General features: G+C 58.4%; 22 protein-coding genes and 1 tRNA gene. 7 read left to right on the forward strand and 16 right to left on the reverse strand.

Features of this window, described 5'->3' with window-relative positions; all coding sequences use genetic code 11:
- The first annotated feature begins 39 nt into the window (after positions 1-39).
- Positions 40-1,677, forward strand: a complete 1,638-nt coding sequence (locus EAO82_RS05055; RefSeq protein WP_096344662.1) for a ShlB/FhaC/HecB family hemolysin secretion/activation protein — start codon at positions 40-42, stop codon at positions 1,675-1,677.
- A gap of 153 nt (positions 1,678-1,830) precedes the next feature.
- Here the strand turns inward: EAO82_RS05055 and ychF are convergent, their stop codons facing one another.
- From ychF to EAO82_RS05095, 8 genes are all read right to left on the reverse strand, one after another.
- Positions 1,831-2,931, reverse strand: coding sequence for a redox-regulated ATPase YchF (gene ychF / locus EAO82_RS05060; RefSeq protein ID WP_096344663.1), 1,101 nt, complete (start codon positions 2,929-2,931; stop codon positions 1,831-1,833).
- Between the two features lie 37 nt (positions 2,932-2,968).
- Positions 2,969-3,556 carry an aminoacyl-tRNA hydrolase gene (gene pth, locus EAO82_RS05065; protein ID WP_231703286.1) on the reverse strand — a complete coding sequence of 196 codons (588 nt, stop codon included), beginning with the start codon at positions 3,554-3,556 and terminating at the stop codon, positions 2,969-2,971.
- A gap of 35 nt (positions 3,557-3,591) precedes the next feature.
- Complete coding sequence (locus EAO82_RS05070; RefSeq protein WP_096344664.1) at positions 3,592-4,239, reverse strand: 50S ribosomal protein L25/general stress protein Ctc; 648 nt, start codon at positions 4,237-4,239, stop codon at positions 3,592-3,594.
- Positions 4,240-4,343: 104 nt separating this feature from the next.
- Positions 4,344-5,285: a ribose-phosphate pyrophosphokinase gene (locus EAO82_RS05075; RefSeq protein WP_096344665.1), complete on the reverse strand. Its 942-nt coding sequence runs from the start codon at positions 5,283-5,285 to the stop codon at positions 4,344-4,346.
- 111 nt (positions 5,286-5,396) lie between these two features.
- Positions 5,397-5,471: transfer RNA gene (locus EAO82_RS05080), tRNA-Gln, on the reverse strand.
- A gap of 31 nt (positions 5,472-5,502) precedes the next feature.
- Positions 5,503-6,354, reverse strand: a complete 852-nt coding sequence (gene ispE / locus EAO82_RS05085; RefSeq protein WP_096344666.1) for a 4-(cytidine 5'-diphospho)-2-C-methyl-D-erythritol kinase — start codon at positions 6,352-6,354, stop codon at positions 5,503-5,505.
- The gene (lolB, locus tag EAO82_RS05090) at positions 6,351-6,968 is read right to left on the reverse strand and encodes a lipoprotein insertase outer membrane protein LolB (protein ID WP_096344667.1); all 618 of its coding nucleotides are present in this window, start codon (positions 6,966-6,968) and stop codon (positions 6,351-6,353) included. Before lolB ends, ispE begins: the two co-directional genes overlap by 4 nt.
- Positions 6,969-6,972: 4 nt before the next feature.
- Positions 6,973-8,718 carry a tetratricopeptide repeat protein gene (locus EAO82_RS05095; RefSeq protein ID WP_096344668.1) on the reverse strand — a complete coding sequence of 582 codons (1,746 nt, stop codon included), beginning with the start codon at positions 8,716-8,718 and terminating at the stop codon, positions 6,973-6,975.
- A 133-nt stretch (positions 8,719-8,851) separates the two neighbouring features.
- Between EAO82_RS05095 and hemA the strand changes: the two genes are divergently transcribed.
- The 6 genes from hemA to EAO82_RS05125 all read left to right on the forward strand — a co-directional run bounded on the left by hemA (position 8,852) and on the right by EAO82_RS05125 (position 14,158).
- On the forward strand, positions 8,852-10,129 hold the full coding sequence (gene hemA / locus EAO82_RS05100) for a glutamyl-tRNA reductase (protein ID WP_096344669.1): 1,278 nt from the start codon (positions 8,852-8,854) through the stop codon (positions 10,127-10,129).
- Positions 10,126-11,211, forward strand: a complete 1,086-nt coding sequence (gene prfA / locus EAO82_RS05105) for a peptide chain release factor 1 (protein WP_096344670.1) — start codon at positions 10,126-10,128, stop codon at positions 11,209-11,211. The genes hemA and prfA overlap by 4 nt, the downstream gene beginning before the upstream one ends.
- A complete protein-coding gene (gene prmC, locus EAO82_RS05110) occupies positions 11,211-12,038 on the forward strand; it encodes a peptide chain release factor N(5)-glutamine methyltransferase (protein ID WP_096344671.1) in 828 nt (275 codons plus the stop codon). The genes prfA and prmC overlap by 1 nt, the downstream gene beginning before the upstream one ends.
- Positions 12,031-12,780: a molybdopterin-synthase adenylyltransferase MoeB gene (locus EAO82_RS05115; RefSeq protein WP_096344729.1), complete on the forward strand. Its 750-nt coding sequence runs from the start codon at positions 12,031-12,033 to the stop codon at positions 12,778-12,780. The genes prmC and EAO82_RS05115 overlap by 8 nt, the downstream gene beginning before the upstream one ends.
- Positions 12,777-13,565 carry a glutamate racemase gene (murI, locus tag EAO82_RS05120; RefSeq protein WP_096344672.1) on the forward strand — a complete coding sequence of 263 codons (789 nt, stop codon included), beginning with the start codon at positions 12,777-12,779 and terminating at the stop codon, positions 13,563-13,565. Before EAO82_RS05115 ends, murI begins: the two co-directional genes overlap by 4 nt.
- Positions 13,566-13,630: 65 nt before the next feature.
- Positions 13,631-14,158 (forward strand): acyloxyacyl hydrolase, encoded by a 528-nt coding sequence (locus tag EAO82_RS05125; protein WP_096344673.1) that lies wholly within the window; start codon positions 13,631-13,633, stop codon positions 14,156-14,158.
- 83 nt (positions 14,159-14,241) lie between these two features.
- On the opposite strand, the gene EAO82_RS05130 is transcribed toward EAO82_RS05125, so the two are convergent.
- From EAO82_RS05130 to EAO82_RS05165, 8 genes are read right to left on the reverse strand one after another with little or no spacing between them, the layout of a single operon-like run.
- Complete coding sequence (locus tag EAO82_RS05130) at positions 14,242-14,772, reverse strand: DUF2878 domain-containing protein (protein WP_096344674.1); 531 nt, start codon at positions 14,770-14,772, stop codon at positions 14,242-14,244.
- 1 nt (position 14,773) lies between these two features.
- On the reverse strand, positions 14,774-16,126 hold the full coding sequence (locus tag EAO82_RS05135) for an SAM-dependent methyltransferase (protein ID WP_096344675.1): 1,353 nt from the start codon (positions 16,124-16,126) through the stop codon (positions 14,774-14,776).
- Positions 16,116-16,919 (reverse strand): DUF1365 domain-containing protein, encoded by an 804-nt coding sequence (locus EAO82_RS05140; RefSeq protein ID WP_096344730.1) that lies wholly within the window; start codon positions 16,917-16,919, stop codon positions 16,116-16,118. Before EAO82_RS05140 ends, EAO82_RS05135 begins: the two co-directional genes overlap by 11 nt.
- A 5-nt stretch (positions 16,920-16,924) precedes the next feature.
- Positions 16,925-18,172 carry an NAD(P)/FAD-dependent oxidoreductase gene (locus tag EAO82_RS05145; RefSeq protein WP_096344676.1) on the reverse strand — a complete coding sequence of 416 codons (1,248 nt, stop codon included), beginning with the start codon at positions 18,170-18,172 and terminating at the stop codon, positions 16,925-16,927.
- Complete coding sequence (locus EAO82_RS05150; RefSeq protein WP_096344677.1) at positions 18,172-18,945, reverse strand: SDR family NAD(P)-dependent oxidoreductase; 774 nt, start codon at positions 18,943-18,945, stop codon at positions 18,172-18,174. Before EAO82_RS05150 ends, EAO82_RS05145 begins: the two co-directional genes overlap by 1 nt.
- Complete coding sequence (locus EAO82_RS05155; RefSeq protein WP_096344678.1) at positions 18,942-19,370, reverse strand: nuclear transport factor 2 family protein; 429 nt, start codon at positions 19,368-19,370, stop codon at positions 18,942-18,944. The genes EAO82_RS05150 and EAO82_RS05155 overlap by 4 nt, the downstream gene beginning before the upstream one ends.
- Positions 19,363-20,787, reverse strand: a complete 1,425-nt coding sequence (gene phrB, locus EAO82_RS05160; RefSeq protein ID WP_096344731.1) for a deoxyribodipyrimidine photo-lyase — start codon at positions 20,785-20,787, stop codon at positions 19,363-19,365. The genes EAO82_RS05155 and phrB overlap by 8 nt, the downstream gene beginning before the upstream one ends.
- A 5-nt stretch (positions 20,788-20,792) precedes the next feature.
- On the reverse strand, positions 20,793-21,689 hold the full coding sequence (locus EAO82_RS05165; protein ID WP_096344679.1) for a MerR family transcriptional regulator: 897 nt from the start codon (positions 21,687-21,689) through the stop codon (positions 20,793-20,795).
- Between the last annotated feature and the right edge of the window lie 93 nt (positions 21,690-21,782).

Consider the following 21,782-nt stretch of genomic DNA (forward strand, 5'->3'; position numbering starts at 1 on the left):
AACCATCACGGATGGTAGTCCGACAATCAGGAATATCGCATGAAATATTGGCTTATCTCGTTACCGGTGGTTTTGCTCGGCGCGCTTACCTCCAATGCCTACGCCTTGCCGCTTCCGCAGGCGGCGGATCCGGCAGGTCGTGAAAGGGATCTGCTGCGCCGCGAACAGACTCTGCAGGAACGCCGGCAGTTGCAGCAGCGCGAAGAGCAGTCGGTTGCCCCAGCTGAGGTAGTGGGAGATCCTGCCGAGGGTCCGTCCTTCGTGCTAAACAGCGTGCGTTTTACCCAGTCAGAGCTGTTCACTCCGGAAGAGTTGCGAGCGATCGTGTTGCCCTATCTAGGTAAGGAAACACGCTTGTCGGACCTGAATCGCATGGTCGCAGAGATCAATCAAGCCTATAAGGGCAAAGATATCTATACCGCGACCGCCTTGCTACCCAAGCAAGACGTTACCGGTGGAGTGGTGATCATTCGCCTGGTCGAAGGCAAGCTGGGTGAGATGCTGGTTGAAGGCAACAGCTATGTCCCTGACCCCTACGTGCGCGGCTGGTTGACGTTTCCTGAGAACCAAACACTGGTTGATATAAATGCGCTGGAAAGCGACATTCTTGAGTTCAACCGTGTCAATGATGCTCGTCTGCAGGCCGAGTTACGCGCAGGCAAAGATTTCGGTCTAACGGATATTGTCGTGGTGGTCGATGAGCCGTTGCAGAACAATGTGCAGCTTTTTCTGGATAACTACGGGTACGCAAGCTCCGGTGAAAATGAGGTCGGCGCCATCTATCGCAGGCAGGGTGTATTTACCGGCAATGACCGTGGATTGCTGTATGCACTGGCGTCAGACGGTAACCAGGCGTTCACTGCCATTTACAGTGCGCCGGTCAAGACAAGCCGCTGGCGGCTTGGCGGAAGCCTGGCGATCAACCAATCCGAAGTCACAGAGGGTGATTTCAAGGATTTGTCGGTAGAGGGGGATTCAACCAGTATTACCCTGGATGCGTCCTGGCTGGCTATATCTACCCCCCGTTTTTGGGTCAATGCGCTGGGCTCGGCGATGCACTCCAACTCGGCCACCTCCGTGCTCGGGGAGGATATCAGTGACTACAAGATCAACAAGCTCAACACCGGGGCGCAGCTGACCTGGCTGGGCTCGGGCTGGCAACTGTCAGCCCGGCAACTGGTAGGTTGGGTGAGTACACAAAACCAGTCTGCCAATAGCGGTGATCAAAGCTTTGCCCTGTTGACCGGAGATATGAGCGGCTATTACCGGCCTGGACAGTCCAATTGGTACGGATTGATGCAAATGGATTATCAATACACCAATGAGGAGGCACTTCCCGGCGCTGTGTCTTATTCCATCGGCGGGCCTACTTCGATCAGGGGCTATGCGCCAGGTCTTATAAGCGGTGACTATGGTATTCAGAGCAGCCTCGAATCCCACTACAGTGGCCTTCGCGCGCTGGGTGGAGACCTTGATCCCTTTGCGTTTTACGATGTTGGTACCGTGTATTCCAAAAATCCCACACAGACACCTCAAGCTGCGGGCGTAGGTCTGGGCTGGACCGGTGTGAAGGGATTCGCGGTCAATATGACCTATGCTAATGCTTTGGCCACTATTCTACCGGACCAGGATGACTGGGTTTTCTACGCTCGTCTTAGTTGGGAGTGGGGGCGCTAACCTGTTGTTTACTTGCTTTCTGCCAACTGGGCAGGCAAGGACAGGATGCATGCTTTCTCCGCCTGCGCCCAGGATCGTAGTTTGACGTTGAATGCTAGCGCTGAACCGCCCCCAAACTGACGGGGCGGTTACCGCAAGGAGCGGTCTTTAATATCAGACGTTGAAGCGGAAGTGCATCACGTCGCCGTCCTTTACGATGTACTCTTTGCCTTCCAGGCGCCACTTGCCTGCTTCCTTGGCACCGGCTTCACCGTTGTACTTGATGAAGTCGTCATAGGCGATAACTTCAGCGCGGATAAAACCCTTTTCGAAGTCGGTGTGGATCGCGGCTGCTGATTGGGGGGCGGTAGCGCCAACCTTGACCGTCCAGGCGCGCACTTCCTTTACCCCGGCGGTAAAGTAGGTCTGCAGATCGAGCAACTGATAGCCTGCGCGGATCACGCGGTTCAGGCCGGGCTCTTCCAGGCCCAGGGATTCAAGGAACATGTCCTTTTCCTCGCCGTCGTCCAGCTCGGCAATTTCCGCTTCAATCTTGTTGCATACCGGCACCACAATCGCGCCCTCTTCGGCAGCAATGGCGTTGACCACATCCAGGTGCGGATTATTCTCGAAACCATCTTCCGCGACGTTGGCGATGTACATCACCGGTTTGCTGGTCAGCAGGTGGAAACTCTTGATCAACTGCTTGTCTTCCGCGCCCAGATCCTTGATCAGCGAGCGAGCAGGTTTGCCTTCGCTGAAGTGCGGAATGAGTTTTTCCAGCAGGGCTTTTTGCGCTACGGCTTCCTTGTCGCCACCCTTGGCATTGCGACCAACCTTGTAGAGCTGCTTCTCGCAGCTGTCCAAGTCGGCGAAGATCAGTTCCAGATCAATGATCTCGATATCGCGCTTGGGGTCCACGCTGTTGGAAACGTGAATCACATTGTCGTCTTCGAAGCAGCGCACCACATGGGCGATGGCATCGGTTTCACGAATATTGGCCAGAAACTTGTTGCCCAGACCCTCGCCCTTGGAGGCGCCCGCCACCAGGCCGGCGATGTCAACGAACTCCATGGTAGTCGGCAGCACTTTCTGTGGCTTGACGATGGCCGCCAGCGCGTCCAGGCGCGGGTCGGGCATGGGTACTATGCCGCTGTTTGGCTCAATGGTGCAGAAAGGGAAGTTTTCTGCAGCAATGCCGGATTTGGTCAACGCATTGAACAGGGTGGATTTGCCAACATTAGGCAGACCGACGATACCGCAATTGAATCCCATACTGGTGTCCTCTGCCGCACGGCGGCGAATAATGTAATCAGGCTTTGAAACTGTGCAGACGCTGCATGACCTTGGTCCAGTCGCCATCAATCATGCCTGGAAGTTCGCGGATGGCTTCATCAACGCAGGCTTCCAGGGCTTCCTGTTCGGCTTTGGGCGCGCGGCCCAGTACAAAGCCGGTCACCTGCGAGCTTTGGCCGGGATGACCGATGCCGAGTCGCAAGCGATAAAAGGTATTCTGATTGCCCATGCGGGCAAGGATGTCTTTCAGACCGTTGTGCCCACCGGTACCGCCGCCTTGTTTGCACTTGACCACACCGGGTGGCAGGTCCAGTTCATCATGGGCAACCAGTATCTCTTCGGGGGCAATACGGTAGAACCCAGCCAGGGCGGCAACAGCCTGACCGCTGCGGTTCATGAAGGTGGTGGGAATGAGCAGGCGTACATCCTGGCCTTGCAGGCTCAGGCGACCAGTCAGCCCGTAGAACTTGCTTTCCATACGCAGGGCGACGTCATGCTTGTCTGCCAGGCGCTCAATAAAAAGGGCGCCAGCGTTGTGACGGGTCAGTTCATATTCAGGTCCAGGATTTCCCAGACCGACGATCAACTTGATTCCCTGTGTCACAACGAGGCGCCCCTCTTGGGTTTCAGCCGGATGAATTACTCCGCTGATTCCTCACCATCGGCCTTCGGTTCGCTTTCTGCGGTGTCTTCTTCATCGGACACAACACGTGGAGCGTGAACGTTGGCTACGGGCAAATCGTGATCTGCGCCTTGAACCAGAGCAACAATGCTCACGCCCTTTGGCAGTTTAAGATCAGTCAGGTGAACGATGCCGCCCAGCTCGATCTTGGCCATGTCCACTTCAATGAACTCGGGCAGATCTTTCGGCAGGCAGGTTACTTCCACATCAGTCATGGTGTGGGAGATGATGCCGCCGCCTTGCTTGACGCCAACGCAAGTTGCTTCGTTGATGAAGTGCAGGGGTACGTGCACGGTCACTTCGTGGCCGGCAACAACGCGCAGCAGGTCAGCATGCATCACGTGGCCTTTGGCCGGGTGACGCTGCAGAGCCTTGATCAGCACGTCCTGCTTTTTGCCATCAACGTTCAGCTTGATGACGTGTGAAAAGAAGGCTTCGTTTTCAAGCGCTTTCTTCAGTTCACGGGCTTCCAGTGAAACGCTCTGGGGAGCCTTTTCGCCACCGTATACAATGGCAGGTACCATATCGGCGTTACGACGCAGGCGGCGGCTCGCACCTTTCCCCAGATCATCACGCGCTATCGCTTTAAGAGTGAAGTCGACCATAGTTAGTCTCCTTGCTGAACATCCGGGCACTTGCGACCAGCGCGTCGGATGATTGATATAAACCCGGCTGTCATCAGCCAGGCTGCTTACCCAGTGCTCTGTTCCTAGCGGAACATGGCGCTGATGGATTCTTCATTGCTGATGCGGCGCATCGCCTCGGCGATGATCGGCGCCATATCCAACTGGCGGATACGGTCGCAGGCGGCGCTCGGGCCGGTCAACGGAATGGTGTTGGTCACCACCAGCTCGTCGAGTACCGAATTGGTAATATTATCGATCGCCTTGCCGGACAATACCGCGTGAGTCGCGTAGGCGAAGACTTTCGCGGCGCCATGTTCTTTAAGCGCCTTGGCTGCATGGCATAAGGTGCCGGCGGTATCGACCATGTCGTCAATCAGGATGCAATTGCGACCTTCCACATCACCGATGATATGCATGACTTCCGACTGGTTGGCCTTGGGTCGACGTTTGTCGATAATCGCCAGGTCGGCACCGATCTGCTTGGCCACGGCGCGGGCGCGGACCACGCCACCAATGTCTGGCGATACGATCATCAGGTTGTCGTGACGCTGGCTGACCAGATCGTCGACCAGCACGGGCGAACCGTAGATGTTGTCTACCGGTATGTCGAAGAAGCCCTGGATCTGATCGGCGTGCAGGTCGACAGTCAGTACCCGGTCAACACCAACGGTGCCGAGCATGTCGGCGACCACTTTGGCGCTGATGGCCACACGCGCCGAACGCGGACGGCGGTCCTGACGGGCATAACCAAAATAGGGCATGACGGCGGTGATGCGTGACGCTGAGGAGCGGCGCAGGGCATCGGCCATGATTACCAGTTCCATCAGGTTGTCGTTGGTTGGTGCGCAGGTGGGTTGGATGATGAAGACATCCTTGCCACGGACGTTTTCGTTCAACTCGACAGTGACTTCGCCGTCGCTGAAACGGCCAACCGAGGCATCGCCCAGGGGAATGTGCAATTGACGCACGACGCGTCGTGCCAGATCGGGGTTGGCGTTCCCCGCAAAAACCATCATCTTGGACACGCTGCATTACCTTTTTTGGGTAGTGGTCAGTGCGATGAACCCGCAGCACGGCCATGCAAATGCATTGGACCCGAAGCGGATTCAAAATGTAGTGGTTGCTGCCGGAGAAAATGGCAGGGGCGGCTGGATTCGAACCAACGCATGGCGGGATCAAAACCCGCTGCCTTACCGCTTGGCTACGCCCCTGTAACTGTCCGGATGCACGGCTGCATCCTTATTACGCGTCTTTGTTGAGCATTTGGTGTAACGGTGATCTGTTACATCCGTGTGCGACAAAGCTTTGTAGAGTGGCTGGCAACCGGGCGCGAACTTTATCAGCTTCGCGTTCGTTTGGGAAGGCCCCAAACACACAACTGCCAGTTCCGGTCATCTTAGCCTCACAATAATTGTTTAGCAAGATCAAAGCGTTACGTATTGCTGGATAACGCTCTTCCGCGACCGGCAGGCAATCATTACGACCACCTTGTTCTCGGAAGGCCGCTAATGTAATGGCCTGGGTATCACGCGTCAACCTCTGATCGGAAAATATCTCTGCGGTACTCACGTGGCAGTCGGGCACCAGCACCAGATACCAGGGCTCATCCAGCTCTACGGGAGTCAGCTGTTCGCCCACGCCTTCGGCCCAGGCGGCCTGGCCAAGCACGAACACCGGCACGTCAGCGCCCAGCTGCAGACCTAGTGCAGCAAGCTCTGCGCCGCTAAGGCCGGTCTGCCATAGATGATTGAGGCCAACCAGTGTGGTCGCGGCATCGGAGCTGCCTCCGCCCAATCCGCCGCCCATGGGCAAGCGCTTATGCAGAGTAATGTCGGCGCCCAGTCTGGTATTGGTATGTTGTTGCAGCAGATGGGCAGCGCGGGTAATAAGATTGTCGTTCATGCTCACGCCGGGCAGATCGGTGCACAGCAGCACCTGCCCGTCTTCGCGAACACTGAAATCCAGCGTGTCGGCGATATCCAGAAACTGAAACAGGGTCTGCAGCGTATGGTAACCGTCCGCACGCCGCCCGGTGACGTGCAGGAACAGGTTGAGCTTGGCGGGGGCCGGCAGGCTCAGAGAAACAAGGTTCATGGCAGTGCGCGGGGCTCCCAGTGGGTGACGACCAGTGTCAGCAGCACATCGTGCCCAGACAATTGCATGCGCTGGGGCAATTGCATGTCGCCGACCGTCTGATAGCGGCTATATTCAATGGTCCAGCCGGACTGGTTCAGCCGCGCAAGGCGGCTGTCGGTGTCCAGTTGCAGGCGGCTGGGGCTGTCCGGCGCCGGTAAGCCGCGGACCCACCAGAGCAAATGCTCAACCGGCAATCGCCAGCCGATCTGCTGCTCAAGCAACTCTTCTGCAGAAGCGGCGCGCATGGTCGGCTGTCCGGCGATATCCAGCACGATACCATCGTTGTCGCCTTGCAATTGGGTTGCTCCGCGACCAAGCGGCCCGGCCAGACGAATGTCATAGCTGTCCTGCTCTTGTTCCCAATACAGCGTGCCGCTGCCCGACTCCTGGGGCGAGCGCACGCCTAGCTTGCCCTGAATCAACCATGCCTGGAGTGGCTCGACACTTTGCCGATGGACTTTCCAGGCCTGAGTATCGCCGCCCAGCTCAAGGGTTTCGCGCTGGTGCAGATTGCTACAGGCGGCGAGGGTGGTGATCAGTATCAGTAATGAAAGATTGCGAAACAGGCGCATGGGTTCAGTTGCTTTCCAGACGTTGGCGGATGGACGGGATCAGATCGTTCTCAGGGTCGCTCTTCAGCGCTTCGTCCCAGACCTTTCGGGCTTCCCGCTGTTTGCCCTGGGCCCAAAGCACCTCTCCCAGATGCGCAGCGACTTCTGCATCAGGGTAGGCCGTATAGGCTTTACGCAAATAGCTCTCGGCTAGCTCGAGATTGCCCAGGCGGTAATGGACCCAGCCCAGGCTGTCGGTAATGGCCGGATCATCCGGGTTGAGGCGCGCTGCCTGTTCAATCATTTGCAGTGCTTCATCGAGCCGCTCGTTGCGGTCGGCCAGCGTATAACCCAGGGCGTTCAACGCCATGGCATTGTCCGGCTCGCGTTCGATGATCGTGCGCAAATCCACCTCCAGCTGGTCGGGCTGGCCCAGTTTCTCTGCGAGCATGGCACGGGTGTACAGCAGGCTGCTGTCGAACTCATATTGCTGCAGCGCCTCGTTCACGCGCTGCATGGCCAGAGCTGGCTCGCTGGGGGCAAGTGCTTCAATTTCGATCAGATAAAGCTGTAGCGCCAGATCAGGGCGGGCTGCCCGATCGGCTTCCAGAGTTTTGCCCAGTTCTTCGGTGCGGCCTTGTTCAGTCAGCAACTGGCTGATGCGCAAGCGCGAGGTGAGAAATTCACTTTCACCCTGGACCCCTTGCCAGGCCTGCAGGGCGTCGTCTGGGCGGTCAAGTCCCTGGTAGGCAATGCCCAGGTGATACCGCGCGGTAGCATTTTCCGGGTCAATTTCCAGCAGACGTTCGAAGTGCTGAGCTGCGGCTTCGAATTGCTCGCCCTCCAGATTGATCAGCGCGAGCGACAGCAACAGGTCCTGATCATCGGGATTATGTTGGGTAAGCAGGGTGAACTGCGCTCCGGCGGCATCCAGTTCGCCTTCGGACACCAGCAGGCGAGCCAGTAGCAATCGCATGCGGCTGTCATCCGGACTCTGCCTCAAGCCTTCCTGCAACAGGCTGATGGCCTCATCGCTTTTGCCCTCGGCAGCCAGCAGGCGGCTATGCAGCATCAGCGCCGGCGGCGCAGACGCTGCTTCAGGATTGGCTTCAAGCAATGCCAGCGCTTCATCTTCGCGCTCGTCCTGCTGGAGCAACAGGGCATTGGCAAAAATCAGCTGAGCGTTCTCGGGGTTTTCTGCGACCAGCCGCTCGACGCTATGCAGCAATGCCTCGTGCGTCTCGCCGTCACTCTGGGCGGCAGCCAGCGCCAGAAAGTCGAAATGCGTTTCGCCCTGCATGGCCAGCACCGTCTGCATCGCCTGCATGGCTTCTTCGTGCTGACCAGCGCGAGCCAGGTGCAAGGCTGCCGAGCGGAAAGCGTCAGCATTCTGCGGGTCTACTTCCGTCCAGAGTATCGCCATATCCAGCGCGGGGCGTTGGGCGCCGAGAAACTCGGCCACGCGCATTGCGCGCTCGACCACGCCTGGATCACGGGTTTGCTCGGCTTGTAACAGGTAATTACCTAACGCCACGTCATATCGATTACGCTGCCCGGCAATTTCCGCCGTCAGCAGGTCATACAGCGTATCCTTGCGGAAGTTGCCATAGACTACTGACGCCTCAGGCGCCTCGACCTCTTCAGCCTGAATTGCGGGTGCAGGCTCAGGTGCTGGCGGGCTGGTGCTTGTGGCAGCGCAGCCGGTCAGAATCAGGCCCAGGCCGAGGCTCAGCAACGGGCGTTGGAAGACTGCCTTGATGGGATGGCTCATGCGTACTCTGGAGTTGTTCGGCGGAGACTTCATCATGACACAGGATCTGTTGCAAACCCACTGGGTCAAGGGAATTGATCGCCACCGGTATACATAGGACAATTGCACGTTATGTTGGCATAAACGGGACACCATGGGCTTCCTCGCGTTCGGGATCAATCACAAGACTGCAGCTGTCGATCTGCGTGAACGGGTGGCGTTTGCCCCTGAACAGCTGGCCGACGCCTTGCAGCGTCTGCGTGATGAAACTATGACCCAGGAAGTGGCGATTCTTTCCACCTGCAATCGCACCGAAATCTACTGCTCGCAGGATCATCCCGACGCCGAGCGCCTGTTGAACTGGTTTGCCGGTTTTCACGGATTGACGCTGGAGGAGTTGCGTGGCTGCAGTTACCTGCACAGCGATGCGGGCGCCGTCACGCATATGATGCGTGTGGCCGCCGGGCTGGATTCGATGGTGTTGGGTGAACCGCAGATTCTCGGGCAAATGAAAGATGCCTGGCAGTCGGCGCGCACCGCCGGCACGCTGGGGCCCTATCTGGATCGGCTGTTCCAGAGCACTTTCAATACCGCCAAGCAGGTCCGTACCGACACTGCGATTGGCGAAAACCCGGTCTCGGTAGCCTTTGCCGCGGTCAGTCTGTCGCGGCAGATTTTCAGCGATCTCAAACGCAGCACCGCGCTGTTGATTGGTGCCGGTGAGACCATCGCATTGGTTGCCCGGCACCTGTTCGAGCAGGGCGTGGGCCGGATTATCGTGGCCAACCGTACCCTCGAACGGGCCGAGCTACTAAGCGAACCGCTCGGCGGACAGGCGATTCTGCTCAACCAGATCCCGGACTTCCTCGCCCAGTGCGATATCGTCATCAGTTCCACTGCCAGCCCGCTGCCGATTCTGGGCAAGGGTGCGGTAGAGCGCGCGTTGAAGCAGCGGCGGCACAAGCCGATGTTCATGGTCGATATCGCCGTACCGCGGGATATCGAGCCCGAGGTGGGTGGGCTGGCCGACGTGTATCTGTACACCGTTGACGATCTGCACGAAGTCATCGAAGACAACTTGCGCTCGCGTCAGGACGCCGCCGAGGCCGCCGAACGGCTGATCGATCTGGGTACCCAGGAGTTTATGCAGCGCCTGCGCGCGCTGGCTGCGGTGGATGTACTGCGACGTTACCGGGTCAAGGCCGAGGCCATGCGCGATCAGGAGCTGGCCAAGGCGCAAGCGCGTCTGGACCGCGGCGCGGACGCTTCGGTGGTGATGGCGGAAATGGCCCGCGCGCTGACCAACAAATTGCTGCACGATCCCAGTGTGCAATTGAAACAGATGAGCGCCGAGGGCCGTGCCGAAGCCCTGGCACTGGCCCAGGAGCTGTTTGCCCTGGACGATGTGACTACCACGCAAGGCGAATCATGAAGGCATCTTTATTAAATCGGCTGGACATCATGCAGGAGCGCTTCGAGGAACTCTCGGCGCAGCTCAGCGATGCCGAGGTGATCAGCGACCAGACCCGTTTCCGCGCCTATTCCAAGGAATATGCCGATCTGGACGCGACCATTGAGTGTTATATCGGTTGGCAGAAGGTGCAGGCCGATCTGCTTGAGGCGCGTAGTCTGCTCAAGGACAGCGACCCGGATGTGCGCGAAATGGCCGAGGAAGATGCGGCCGACTGTGCCACGCGCCTGGCCGAGATCGAAGAGCGGCTGAATTTTCTGTTGCTGCCGAAAGATCCGAATGACGAGCGCAACGTGTTTCTCGAAGTGCGTGCCGGTACCGGCGGCGACGAGGCGGCAATTTTTGCCGGTGACCTGTTCCGCATGTACAGCAAGTATGCTGAACGGCAGGGCTGGCGCATCGAAATCCTCTCGGAAAATACTGGCGAGCATGGCGGTTATAAAGAGGTTATCGCTCGAGTCGAAGGCCAGGGCGTGTATGCCCGGCTGAAATTCGAATCCGGCGCCCATCGCGTGCAACGCGTGCCGGAAACCGAATCCCAGGGGCGTATTCATACTTCGGCCTGCACTGTGGCGATCATGCCCGAGGCTGACGAGCAGGCGCAGATCGAGATCAATGCCGGCGATCTGCGCGTCGATACCTACCGCTCCTCCGGCGCGGGCGGCCAGCACGTGAACAAGACCGACTCGGCTATCCGCCTGACGCACCTGCCCACCGGTATTGTGGTCGAGTGTCAGGAAGAGCGCTCCCAGCACAAGAACCGGGCCAAGGCCATGAGCCTGCTGCAGGCGCGGCTGGATAACCGCCAGCGCGAGGCGCAGGAAAAGGAAATGTCCGACACGCGGCGCTCGCTGGTTGGCTCGGGCGACCGCTCCGAACGTATCCGCACCTATAACTTCCCGCAGGGGCGCTTGACCGACCACCGCATCAATCTGACGCTCTACAGCCTCGACGATGTAGTGCAGGGCAACCTCGATCAGGTGATTGAACCGCTACTGCGTGAATACCAGGCTGATCAGTTGGCCTCTCTGGAACAGATCTGATGACCTGCATTGCTGACTTGCTGGCGCAGGTTGAGCTGCCGGATTCGGCCACGCCGGATCTGGATGCCCAATTGCTGCTGGCCAAGGTATTGGGCAAGTCGCAAAGCTACTTGAGAACCTGGCCAGAGCGCGACCTGGATGCCGAGCAGCTGGCGGCCTACGAACAGCTGATGGCGCGACGACGACAAGGCGAGCCGGTAGCTTATCTGCTCGGCGAGCAGGGATTCTGGAGTCTGGATTTACAGGTTAGCCCGGCCACCCTGATTCCCCGCGCCGATACTGAACGTTTGGTCGAGCTGGCGCTGGAATTGGGGCCACCTGGCGCGGCACGGGTATTGGATCTGGGGACCGGTAGCGGCGCGATTGCTTTGGCACTGGCCAAAGAGCGCCCTGAGTGGCAAGTGCTCGGCTGCGACACTGTGGCGCAAGCTGTTGAGCTGGCTGAGCGTAATCGACTGGCTCATAAGCTCGGCAACGCCCGCTTTGTACAGAGCAATTGGTTTTCAGCTTTAGCCACCGATACCTTTGAATTGATCGTCAGCAACCCGCCATACATTGCCGCCACGGATCCGCATCTACAGCGGGGCGATGTTCGCTTCGAGCCGGTCAGTGCGCTGGTTAGCGGTACCGACGGGCTCGATGCCATCAGGCAGATTATCGAGCAGGCACCAGCGCATTTGCACAACGATGGTTGGCTGCTGATCGAGCACGGCTGGGATCAGTCTGCGTCCGTATGCGAGCTGCTGCAGCGTGGATTCGCTGCAGTGCAATCCTGGCAGGATCTGGCTGGTCACCAACGTGTCAGTGGAGGGCAATGGCGTGGATGATCAGCAGTTGCTGCGTTACAGCCGGCAGATTCTCTTGCCGCAGATTGATGTCGCGGGGCAGCAGCGACTGCTAGACAGCCGCGTACTGATTGTCGGCCTCGGTGGTCTCGGCGCGCCGGTAGCCTTGTATCTGGCTGCCGCAGGTGTCGGTACTCTGGTCCTGGCCGATCACGACCAGGTCGACCTGACCAACCTGCAGCGGCAGATCATTCATCACACCGCTGATATCGGCAGAGCCAAGGTCGACTCTGCGGCCGATCATCTGCTGGCGCTTAATCCGCAGATACAGATTCGTCGACTGCAGCAGGCCCTGGCCGATAGCGCGCTGCAGGATGCGGTAACTGGCGTGGATTTGGTGCTCGACTGTTCAGATAATTTCGCCACCCGCCAAGCGGTCAACGCCGCCTGCGTGGCCTTTAACAAACCACTGGTTTCCGGTGCGGCCATTCGGTTGGAAGGGCAGTTGAGCGTATTCGACCCGCGCATTGCCGACAGCCCCTGCTACCAATGCCTTTACGGAAATGGCGACGACCAGACCCTGAGCTGCAGTGAAGCGGGTGTGATCGGTCCGTTGGTGGGGCTGGTAGGTAGTTTGCAAGCGCTGGAAGCGCTGAAGCTGCTGGCCGATTTTGGCGAGCCACTGGTTGGCCGTCTGCTGTTGATCGATGCGCTCACTAGCCGTTTTCGGGAGATGCGTATTCGCCGCGATCCCGCCTGCAGCTGCTGCGGAGCACGCGCGTGAACGACGCCCCAGTAGGCGTCTTCGACTCCGGCGTTGGCGGTTTGTCGGTGCTGCGTGAAATTCGTCAGCAGCTGCCCAATGAATCGCTGCTATATGTCGCCGACAGTGGCTACGTGCCCTATGGTGAGAAAAGTCCGGAACAGATACGCCAGCGCAGTCGGGCGATTGCCGATTTTCTGTTGGGGCAGGGCGCCAAGACCCTGGTGGTGGCCTGCAATACCGCTACTGCAGCGGCGGTTAATGATCTGCGCAGCCTCTATGACCTGCCCATTATCGGTATGGAGCCTGCGGTCAAGCCCGCCGCCCTGGCCACGCGCAGCGGTATCGTTGGCGTGTTGGCCACTACCGGGACTTTGCAAAGCGCCAAATTTGCAGCCTTGCTGGATCGCTTTGCCGGCTCAGTAAAGGTGATTACCCAGCCCTGTCCCGGGCTGGTAGAGTTGATCGAACAAGGGGAGTTGCAGGGGCCGCGAATTGAAGTTTTACTGCGCGGTTTTACTGCACCTTTGCTTGCCGCGGGCTGCGACACGCTGATACTTGGCTGCACGCATTACCCGTTTATTCGAGGTGTTTTGCAACATTTGCTGCCTGCGGAGGTCAATCTTATCGACACCGGGGCCGCAGTGGCCAGGCATCTACACGGCAGGCTGGCGGACGCCAACCTGCTGGCAGCGGGTCCCAGTGTCGCCGAGCGGTTCTGGACCAGCGGCAATGTGGAGCAGATGCGCAATGTGTTGCCGGTCCTTTGGGGGCATGATGCCAAAGTGGAATGGTTGCCGGTGTAAATTCGACTAAGCTCTGAACTGAAGTCTTGGTCACTTTTGCCAAACGTTTTTTCAGGAATGGATAGATGAAGAAAAGTAGTCTTTGGGTAATGGCCGGCCTGTGCGCCGCGCTGCTCACACAGCCGGCATTTGCCGCCCGCGGTTTCACGCTGGAACTGGGCCAGAGCTCGGAGTCCGAGCCAACCTATCGGGCTGGCATGCAGTTCGATTTTGGCAAGCCGATTTGGCAGAGTGATGGTGGGGCGATGGAGCTTGGCGGTTATTGGGACGCAGGTTTGACCTACTGGGATGGGGTTGACGCCTTTAGTGCCACGCTGGCGCCGATGTTCCAGTTGAACTTTCCTCGTGCCATGAACACCGTCACCCCCTTTGTTGAAGCGGGTATTGGCGCAGCCTTGTTCTCCAAGACTGATCTGGCACCCGGTGCTGATATCGGCTCGACCTTCCAGTTCGAGGATCGTATTGGTCTGGGTATGCGTTTTGCTTCTGGTTCGGAGGTAGGTGTGCGTTATTACCACTACTCCAATGCCAGCATCAAACAGCCGAACCAAGGCATCGATAAAGCTGCGTTGTACTACCGCGTCAACTTCTGATCAGAAGAGCCGGGCTCTGGCCCGGTTGACGATGACAAAAATGCCGAGGTGAACTCGGCATTTTTGTTACTGCGGTAGACGCATCAGTGCTTGTGCAGGCTCAACTGACGTAGCCGGAATTGCTCGCGATACAGGTGTGCGAAACCGTGAAGCAACGGATACATGATCGCCCAGCAGATCGCCAGGATCACCGCACTGAGTTGTGTGCCGAGCGGCAGCCTGACCTCTGCCAGCGCGGCGCCGGCAAAATAGGAGAAGGGCCCGGCAACGGCGCCCAGCACACAGGCCATCCACAGCGGTTTTGCGCTCCAGGCCAGGCAATGATTCAACGTGGTGCCGAGCATGGCCCACAGCAGCACTAGCCACAGCGGTGCCAGCAGCGGCTCGCCGGTAAATTGGAACACCCCCATCTGCAGCAGGAACGAATCCAGCGCGGCGCCGGCCAACATAACGCTGACCACCAGCTTGCCTTCAGCCGCCCAGGAACTGATCCAGGTGAAGTGCACGATCAACGCTGCCAGCGGCACCAGCAACCACACACTGGTACCGCCCAGTACACAGGCAAACCAGCCAGCCTGGAACAGCAACGCATTGGCGATCAATTTCACCGGCATATCAGACTCCCAGATTGTACAAATCGAGTTCCGGCCGGGCGTCTGGTTTGCTCAGCAGTATCTGCGCGGTACCGATTGAGCGTTCGAGAAAACCGCCTTCGCAGTAACACAGATAGAACTCCCAAAGCCGGAAAAAGTAGTCATCATACCCCAGCTGCTCGAGGTGACCGCGCGCGGTTTTCAGATTCTCGTGCCAGAAGCGCAGAGTGCGGGCATAGTGGCTGCCGATGTCTTCCAGGTGCAGCATGGACAGGTCCGTGTGCTTGCGAGTCAGTTCACCAATCAGGCTGACGGACGGCAAGGACCCGCCGGGGAAGATATAACGCTGAATGAAATCAACGCTGCGCCGCGCCTGATCGTAGCGTTGATCGCGGATGGTAATCGCCTGTAGAAGCATCATGCCGTGCGGCTTGAGCAGTTTCGCGCAGGTTTCAAAGTAGGTACGAAAGTACTCATGCCCAACCGCCTCGACCATTTCGATCGACACCAGCTTGTCGTATTCGCCGGTCAGTTCGCGGTAGTCCTGCAGCAACAGGGTGATGCGGTCCTGCAGCCCAAGCTCCTCTACCTTGGCGGTGGCGTAGGCCAACTGTTCCTTGGACAGGGTGGTGGTGGTCACGCGGCAGCCGTAATGCTGTGCGGCATAGATGGCCATACTGCCCCAGCCGGTGCCGATCTCGAGCAGATGATCATCGGCGGTGAGCTCCAGCTTGCGGCAGATGCGTTCAAGCTTGTTCAGTTGTGCCTGTTCCAGGTTGTCGCCCTGCGGCGGAAACACCGCGGCGGAGTACATCATGGTCGGGTCGAGAAAATTCTCGAACAGGTCATTGCCGAGGTCATAGTGCGCCTGTATGTTGCGCCGCGAACCACTCAGGGTATTGCGATTGAATCGGTGCAGCGCTTTGAGAGCGGGCAGCCCAATGCGGGCAATGCCTTTCTCCATGGCATCCAGCACATCCAGATTACGCACAAATATCTTGGTCACCGCGGTGAGGTCGGGCGTGGTCCAGAAGCCGTGAATATAGGCCTCCCCCGAACCAATGCTGCCGTTGGTAGCAATCATCGGGTAGGCCGCATGGCTGTGCACGTATATGTCTGCATGCAGGCCGTCCGCGTCAGGCTGGCCAAAATGCATGATTTCACCCTGGTCATAAACCGTAATGGTGCCGCGTTCGATGGCTTTGAGCTGCTTGAGCACCAGCGTGCGGCTCAAACGCACCAACCAGCTACGCCGGGTTTTGTCTTCGGCGTTAAGGTCGCGAGTGGCGCCCAGCAATGCTCGGGTGCGTTCACCGGCATCGGAGTTAATCGGCTCGCAACAGCTGGCTGTTGACTCACCTCGGCTATTTTTCATGGGACTGCTCCTTTACCTGAATCGCTGAGGCTGCCGCCGACCTTGCGGAAGGCGAGTGATGATCGAAAATGGGGATACGCTTGAAGGCCAGTCGCACGGCCTGCCAGTAAATCCCCAGCACGGTTTTGCCTACCATGAACGGGAAGGACAATGCCTCGCGCCGCAGCAATGCGGCGCTGAGTGGCTGACGTGAGAGCGTTAAGGTGGCGTCGAACAAACGGGTACTGTCCTGCCAGTCCTCCATGTGCACCATCAAGGTGTCGGCTGGCCGGTTGAAACGCATGCGATAGGTCAGTTCCTGCGGCAAAAACGGCGATACGTGGAACGCCTTGTCGAGTTCGAAGTGCTGCAGCGGCTGTGCCGGATCGGTGGCCATGACATAGCAGAAACGCTCGCGCCAAGGCGTGTTGGATACTTCGGCAATAATCGCCTGTAGTTGGTTTTGCTGATCGTGGCAGTAAAAAAACGAGACCGGATTGAATAACATGCCGAAACTGCGAACCTGCGTCAGTACGCGTACCGGCCCATCCAGTTGTTTGCCTAATTGCTCCTTGACCAGGCGCCTGGCCGTGTCACTCAGGCTTTCACCGTCATTATGCTGATCCTTGAGGTAGTCACACTCACTGAAGCGCATGGGTGACCACCAACGCCCCGACCATAAGCCGCTCAGCGAGAACACGCTCTGTTGCTCACTCAGGTCCAGCCACAGCAGGCTGATCCGGTAGCGAAAGTGGTGTTTGCGCGGGGCATGTCGCCGATGGCGAATCACCCCGGTATAGAGCGCGCTGTTCAGCGACATCAGACACTCTCCCCGAGCGCTTCAGTGACCCGTAGCGCGCTCATCACACCATCCTCATGGAAACCATTGGCCCAGTATGCGCCGCAGAAGTAGGTATGGTTTGCACCGAGCACCTCCTGCCAGCGTGCCTGAGCTGCTGCGGCCGCCAGACTGAACTGCGGATGTGCATAACTGAACTGGCGGAGAATTTTCGCCGGGTCGATGGCGTCGGTCTGATTGAGGCTGACGCAGAAGGTGGTGTCTGACTTGATGCCTTGCAGAATATTCATGTTATAGGTCACCGCAGCGGCGCGCTGCTGGGTGCTATCGAGCCGATAATTCCAGCTGGCCCAGGCCAGTTTGCGTCGTGGCAGAAGAGCAGTATCGGTATGCAGCACCACTTCGTTGTCGGCATAGCCGATGGCGCCAAGAATGGACTGCTCGGTTTCAGTTGGCTGAGCCAGTAAACGCAGCGCCTGAGCGCTGTGGCAAGCGAGGATGACCTTGTCGAAGCGTTCTTCGCCGTTCTGGCTGGTCACGGTCACCCCCTGCTCATCGCGGCTGATGCTCTGCACTGGACAGTTAAGGTGAATTGAATCCTTGAACGGGGCAATCAGCGGCTCGATATAGGAGCGTGAGCCACCGCTGATAACCCGCCATTGCGGCCGGTCGCTGACTGACAGCAACCCGTGGTTCTTAAAAAAGCGCACGAAGAAGGCCAGCGGGAAGGCCAGCATGTCGGCCAGTGACATCGACCAGATCGCGGCGCCCATCGGAACGATGTAATGTTCGGTAAAGCGTTGCCCGTAACCCTTGGCACGCAGATAGTCGCCCAGGGTGGTCTCGCTGTGAATGCGGCCGCAGTCGAGGTCGTCCAGCGCTTCACGGTTGAAGCGCAGAATATCGCGCACCATGCCAATAAAGCCGGGGGAAAGCAGGTTGCTGCGCTGGGCGAACAGGCTGTTGATACTATGGCCGTTGTACTCCAACCCGGTCGCAGGCTGGTTCACCGAAAAGCTCATTTCGGTTTCTTGCGATGCCACGCCCAATTGATCCATCAGGCGAATAAAGTTCGGGTAGGTCCAGTCGTTGAAAACGATAAAGCCGGTGTCTATCGCGTATGCCTTGCCCTCGACTTCTACGTCGACCGTATGGGTATGCCCGCCAATCCAGTCTGCCGCTTCAAATACGCTGACATCATGCTGGCGCGAGAGCATGCGGGCGCTGACCAGACCGGAGATGCCGGAACCAACGATCGCGATCCGCATTATGACGCTTCCTTGTTCGATGCCGGGCGCGCCATGCCTTTGGTCAGCGCAAAGCGCAGCCGATTGGGCAAGCTGCCCATCAGCTTGAGCACGGTAATAAACGGGCCGGGGAAACTGACTTCGCGTTTGCCCTTTTCAATGCCCTTGATAATGATCGCGGCGGCATCGTCGCTGTTGACCTGCATCGGCATGGGGAAATCATTGCCCGCGGTCAGCGGTGTCTCGACAAAGCCAGGGCTGACCAGCGTCACGCCGATATTCCACTGCGCCAAATCCAGCTCCAGAGACTGAAACAGGTAACGGATCGCTGCCTTGGAGGCGCCGTAGGCAGCGGCGCGGGGCAGAGGGCAGAAGGTCACGCTGCTGCCTACGCCGACCAAGCGCGGCTGCGTGCCCTTGCGCAACAGGGGTAATGCCGCCTCGATGCATTGCACCGTACCCTGGACATTGGCCTGCATGACCCGCTGAAACATCGCCGATTCGAACTCGGCAATGTCGACGTATTCGCAGGTGCCGGCATTCAGAATCGCCCAGTCGAGTGCGCCCCAGGCGTTTTCTATCCGCACGCCCACCTGGCGTACGGCCTCTGCGTCGGTCATGTCTACCGGCAATACCAGTATTTGCCCTGGAAAGCGGTCGGCCAGTTGTTGAAGCGGGTCCTCGCGCCGGGCGCTGACTGCAATCAGATGACCTTCGATCGCCAGCTGTTCGGCAATGGACTGGCCAATGCCGCTGGACGCACCAGTTAGCCAGATACGTTTTTGCGTGCTCATGCCAGTCTCCTTTTCAGCCAGTGGATGATCCCGCCGAGCAGCGGAATGTGCTCGTACAGCAACGCGCCAGCGTCGTAATAGTCGATATGTCTGGTCACCCGCTGATTCTCGAAGAAGATACAGCTGCAGCCCTCCACCTGTATTTCCCGGCCCTTGTTCAGCCGCGGATGGCAGAAGGTCATGGTCCAGCGCAGTAATGCCTGGCCATCGCGCACGCTGTCGCACTGGTGGAAATCAAAATCGATATGCGTGACGTTGGCGTACAGCTGTTCAAAGTAATCGCGCATGGCCTCGAGGCCCCGTACATCGTGCAGCGGGTCGGTGAAGTGCACGTCAGGGGCATAGATTTCCGTCAGCCGGTCAAGGTTATGCTTGTCCAGTTCGGCGAAGGTTTTGGCGAAAAACGCCGGAAAGTCTTCAGTCATGCTGGTCACCTTGTTGTTTGAAGACGTCCAGAGCCCGCCTGCGGCTTTGACCCAGGTCGACCAGTGGCGCGGGGTAATCTGATGAGGCAAATAAATCGTCAACCGGCGGCTGATGAATCTGTTTGCTGGACAGGTGCCCGATCTCTGGCACCCAGGTGCGGATGAAGTCGCCCTGCGGATCGAATTTGCGTGATTGGGTCACCGCATTGAAGATGCGGAAGTAGGGCGCCGAATCGGTGCCGGTGGAAGCGCTCCATTGCCAGCCGCCGTTGTTGGCCGCGAGGTCGCCATCGATCAGCTGCTGCATAAACCAGCGTTCGCCGTGCTTCCAGTCAATCAACAGATTCTTGGTCAGGAACATGGCGGTGAGCATGCGCAGACGGTTGTGCATCCAGCCGGTGGTCAGCAATTGGCGCATTGCCGCATCAATAATCGGGATGCCGGTGCGCCCCTGCTGCCAGGCTTCCAGCGCCGGAGAGTCATCTCTCCAGGGAATGCTTTCCATCTCCGGGCGAAAGGCCCGGTGCATGGATACGCGCGGATAGCAGACCAGAATATGTTTGTAGAACTCGCGCCATAGCAGCTCGTTGACCCAAGTAATAGCGCCGGGGTTGCCCGAGTCGAACTCGCCCTGATTAGCGCTGATTGCGGCGTGCAGGCATTGGCGGGGGGAGAGCACACCTGCTACCAGGTACGCTGAAAGCCGGCTGGTGCCATCCACGTCGGGAAGATCACGGGCGCTGTCGTAATCGGCCATGATCTGTTCGGTAAACAGGATCAGACGTTCACTGGCAGCGTCTTCTCCAGCCGGCCAGAGCGAGCGCTGCTGGGTGGTGGCGGGCTGGTAACCGGCAATTTGCCTGGGTACCGCGTCAGCCTTGATGCCGGTCTCCTGCTGTTCGTCCGGTGCGGGCAAGCAGGCGGGCAGGCTCTCATGCAGCCGTTGGTAAGCCTGTTTGCGGAATTGGCTGTAGACCTTGAACATGCTGCCGGCCTGGGTCAGGAGGCTACCGGGTTTGAACAGAATCAGGTCGGTGAAGCGTTCGCACTGCAGGCCTGGTGCAGTGAACGCAGCAGCTACCGCATCATCGCGCTGTTGTTCATGTACACCGTATTCGTCATTGAAAAACAGCGCCTGCGCATCCAGGTCCGCGGCCAGATCCAGCAATAGTTGCGCTGCATCTGCCCATTTATCTGCGCTGAGTATCTTCAGCGGTATATTTAACCTGGCGAGCTGCTCGCTAAGCTGCTCCAGATTGCGCCGCCAAAAGTCTACCTTCACAGGCGCGTCATCATGTTCTAGCCAGGTCTCAGGGGTGAGCAAGCACACAGCCACCACCGGCCCATTTTGGCTGGCGTGCCAGAGGGCGTGGTTGTCGTGCAGGCGCAGATCATTGCGCAGCCAGCATAGTTGTATTGCACTCATTGCAATGTCCTTAGCTGAGCCAGCAAGAGAGGGTAAGCAATGCTGGCGCGCTCAGGCAGCGCCAGTATGCCGAGTTCGGCAAGCTCTTGTTCATGGATGCGCGCCGCGGGACCGGCGACTATCACCGGTACCGGCTGCAGCTGAACCAGTTTGGGTAGTTGCCGGCGCAGTTGATTTAATGCCAGCGCCTGGCTGCTGAAAAACAGCATGGCGCGGGGCTGGCAGCGCTCTGCCAGCAGGGCCAATTCACTTGCAGGTACTTCCCATTCCAACATGCAAAACGGAATGCCTTGGGCATTGAGCATTAACGCCAATAGCCAGATACCGGCTTCGCAGTGCTGCTCGGATAAATTGACCAGGAGTATTGGGCGGCCATGCAACTGGCTGTTTTTCGCGTGCAGGTGAGCGGCGAGATTGCTACGCAGCCAACTGTGGCAGAAGACCATTTCCAACTGGCTGCCGAACTGACCCTGCCAGCGCTGCTGCAGCTGCTCCAGCACCGGCTCCAACAGAAAATGACACAGACGGTCGGCATCATGCCGTTGAAGCGTAACGCTCAGGATGCGGTCGAGTTCGGCAGCATCGTATTGCACAAATGCCTGGATCATCACTCGCCGCATTTCATGCCAGGGGGAGTTCGCGTCTTCGTCCACTGGCTGCGGAGCATGCAGTAGCTCCTTTACCTGCCCAACTGCTACACCGCGCCCAAGCCAGGTGAGGATGTCCTGAATTTGCTGCACGTTTTCTTCGGTATACAGGCGGTGACCCTTGCCCGTGCGATGCGGCGTAATGAGACCATAACGACGCTCCCAGGCCCGTAGAGTGACTGCGTTGACGCCCGTCACTCGGGATACTTCGCGAATGGGCAACATGATGCTGGACGGCATGCTCATGAACGCTCCACTTTAGAGGCGGCACATGGCAGTGAGCTGTAGATTGATAGCATGGCGACTCCTGGCTTATACAGCGTTATAGTTCTGTATAAG

Origin of the sequence: Halopseudomonas pelagia (genome assembly GCF_009497895.1) — a bacterium.
Classification (GTDB): Bacteria; Pseudomonadota; Gammaproteobacteria; order Pseudomonadales; family Pseudomonadaceae; genus Halopseudomonas; species Halopseudomonas pelagia_A.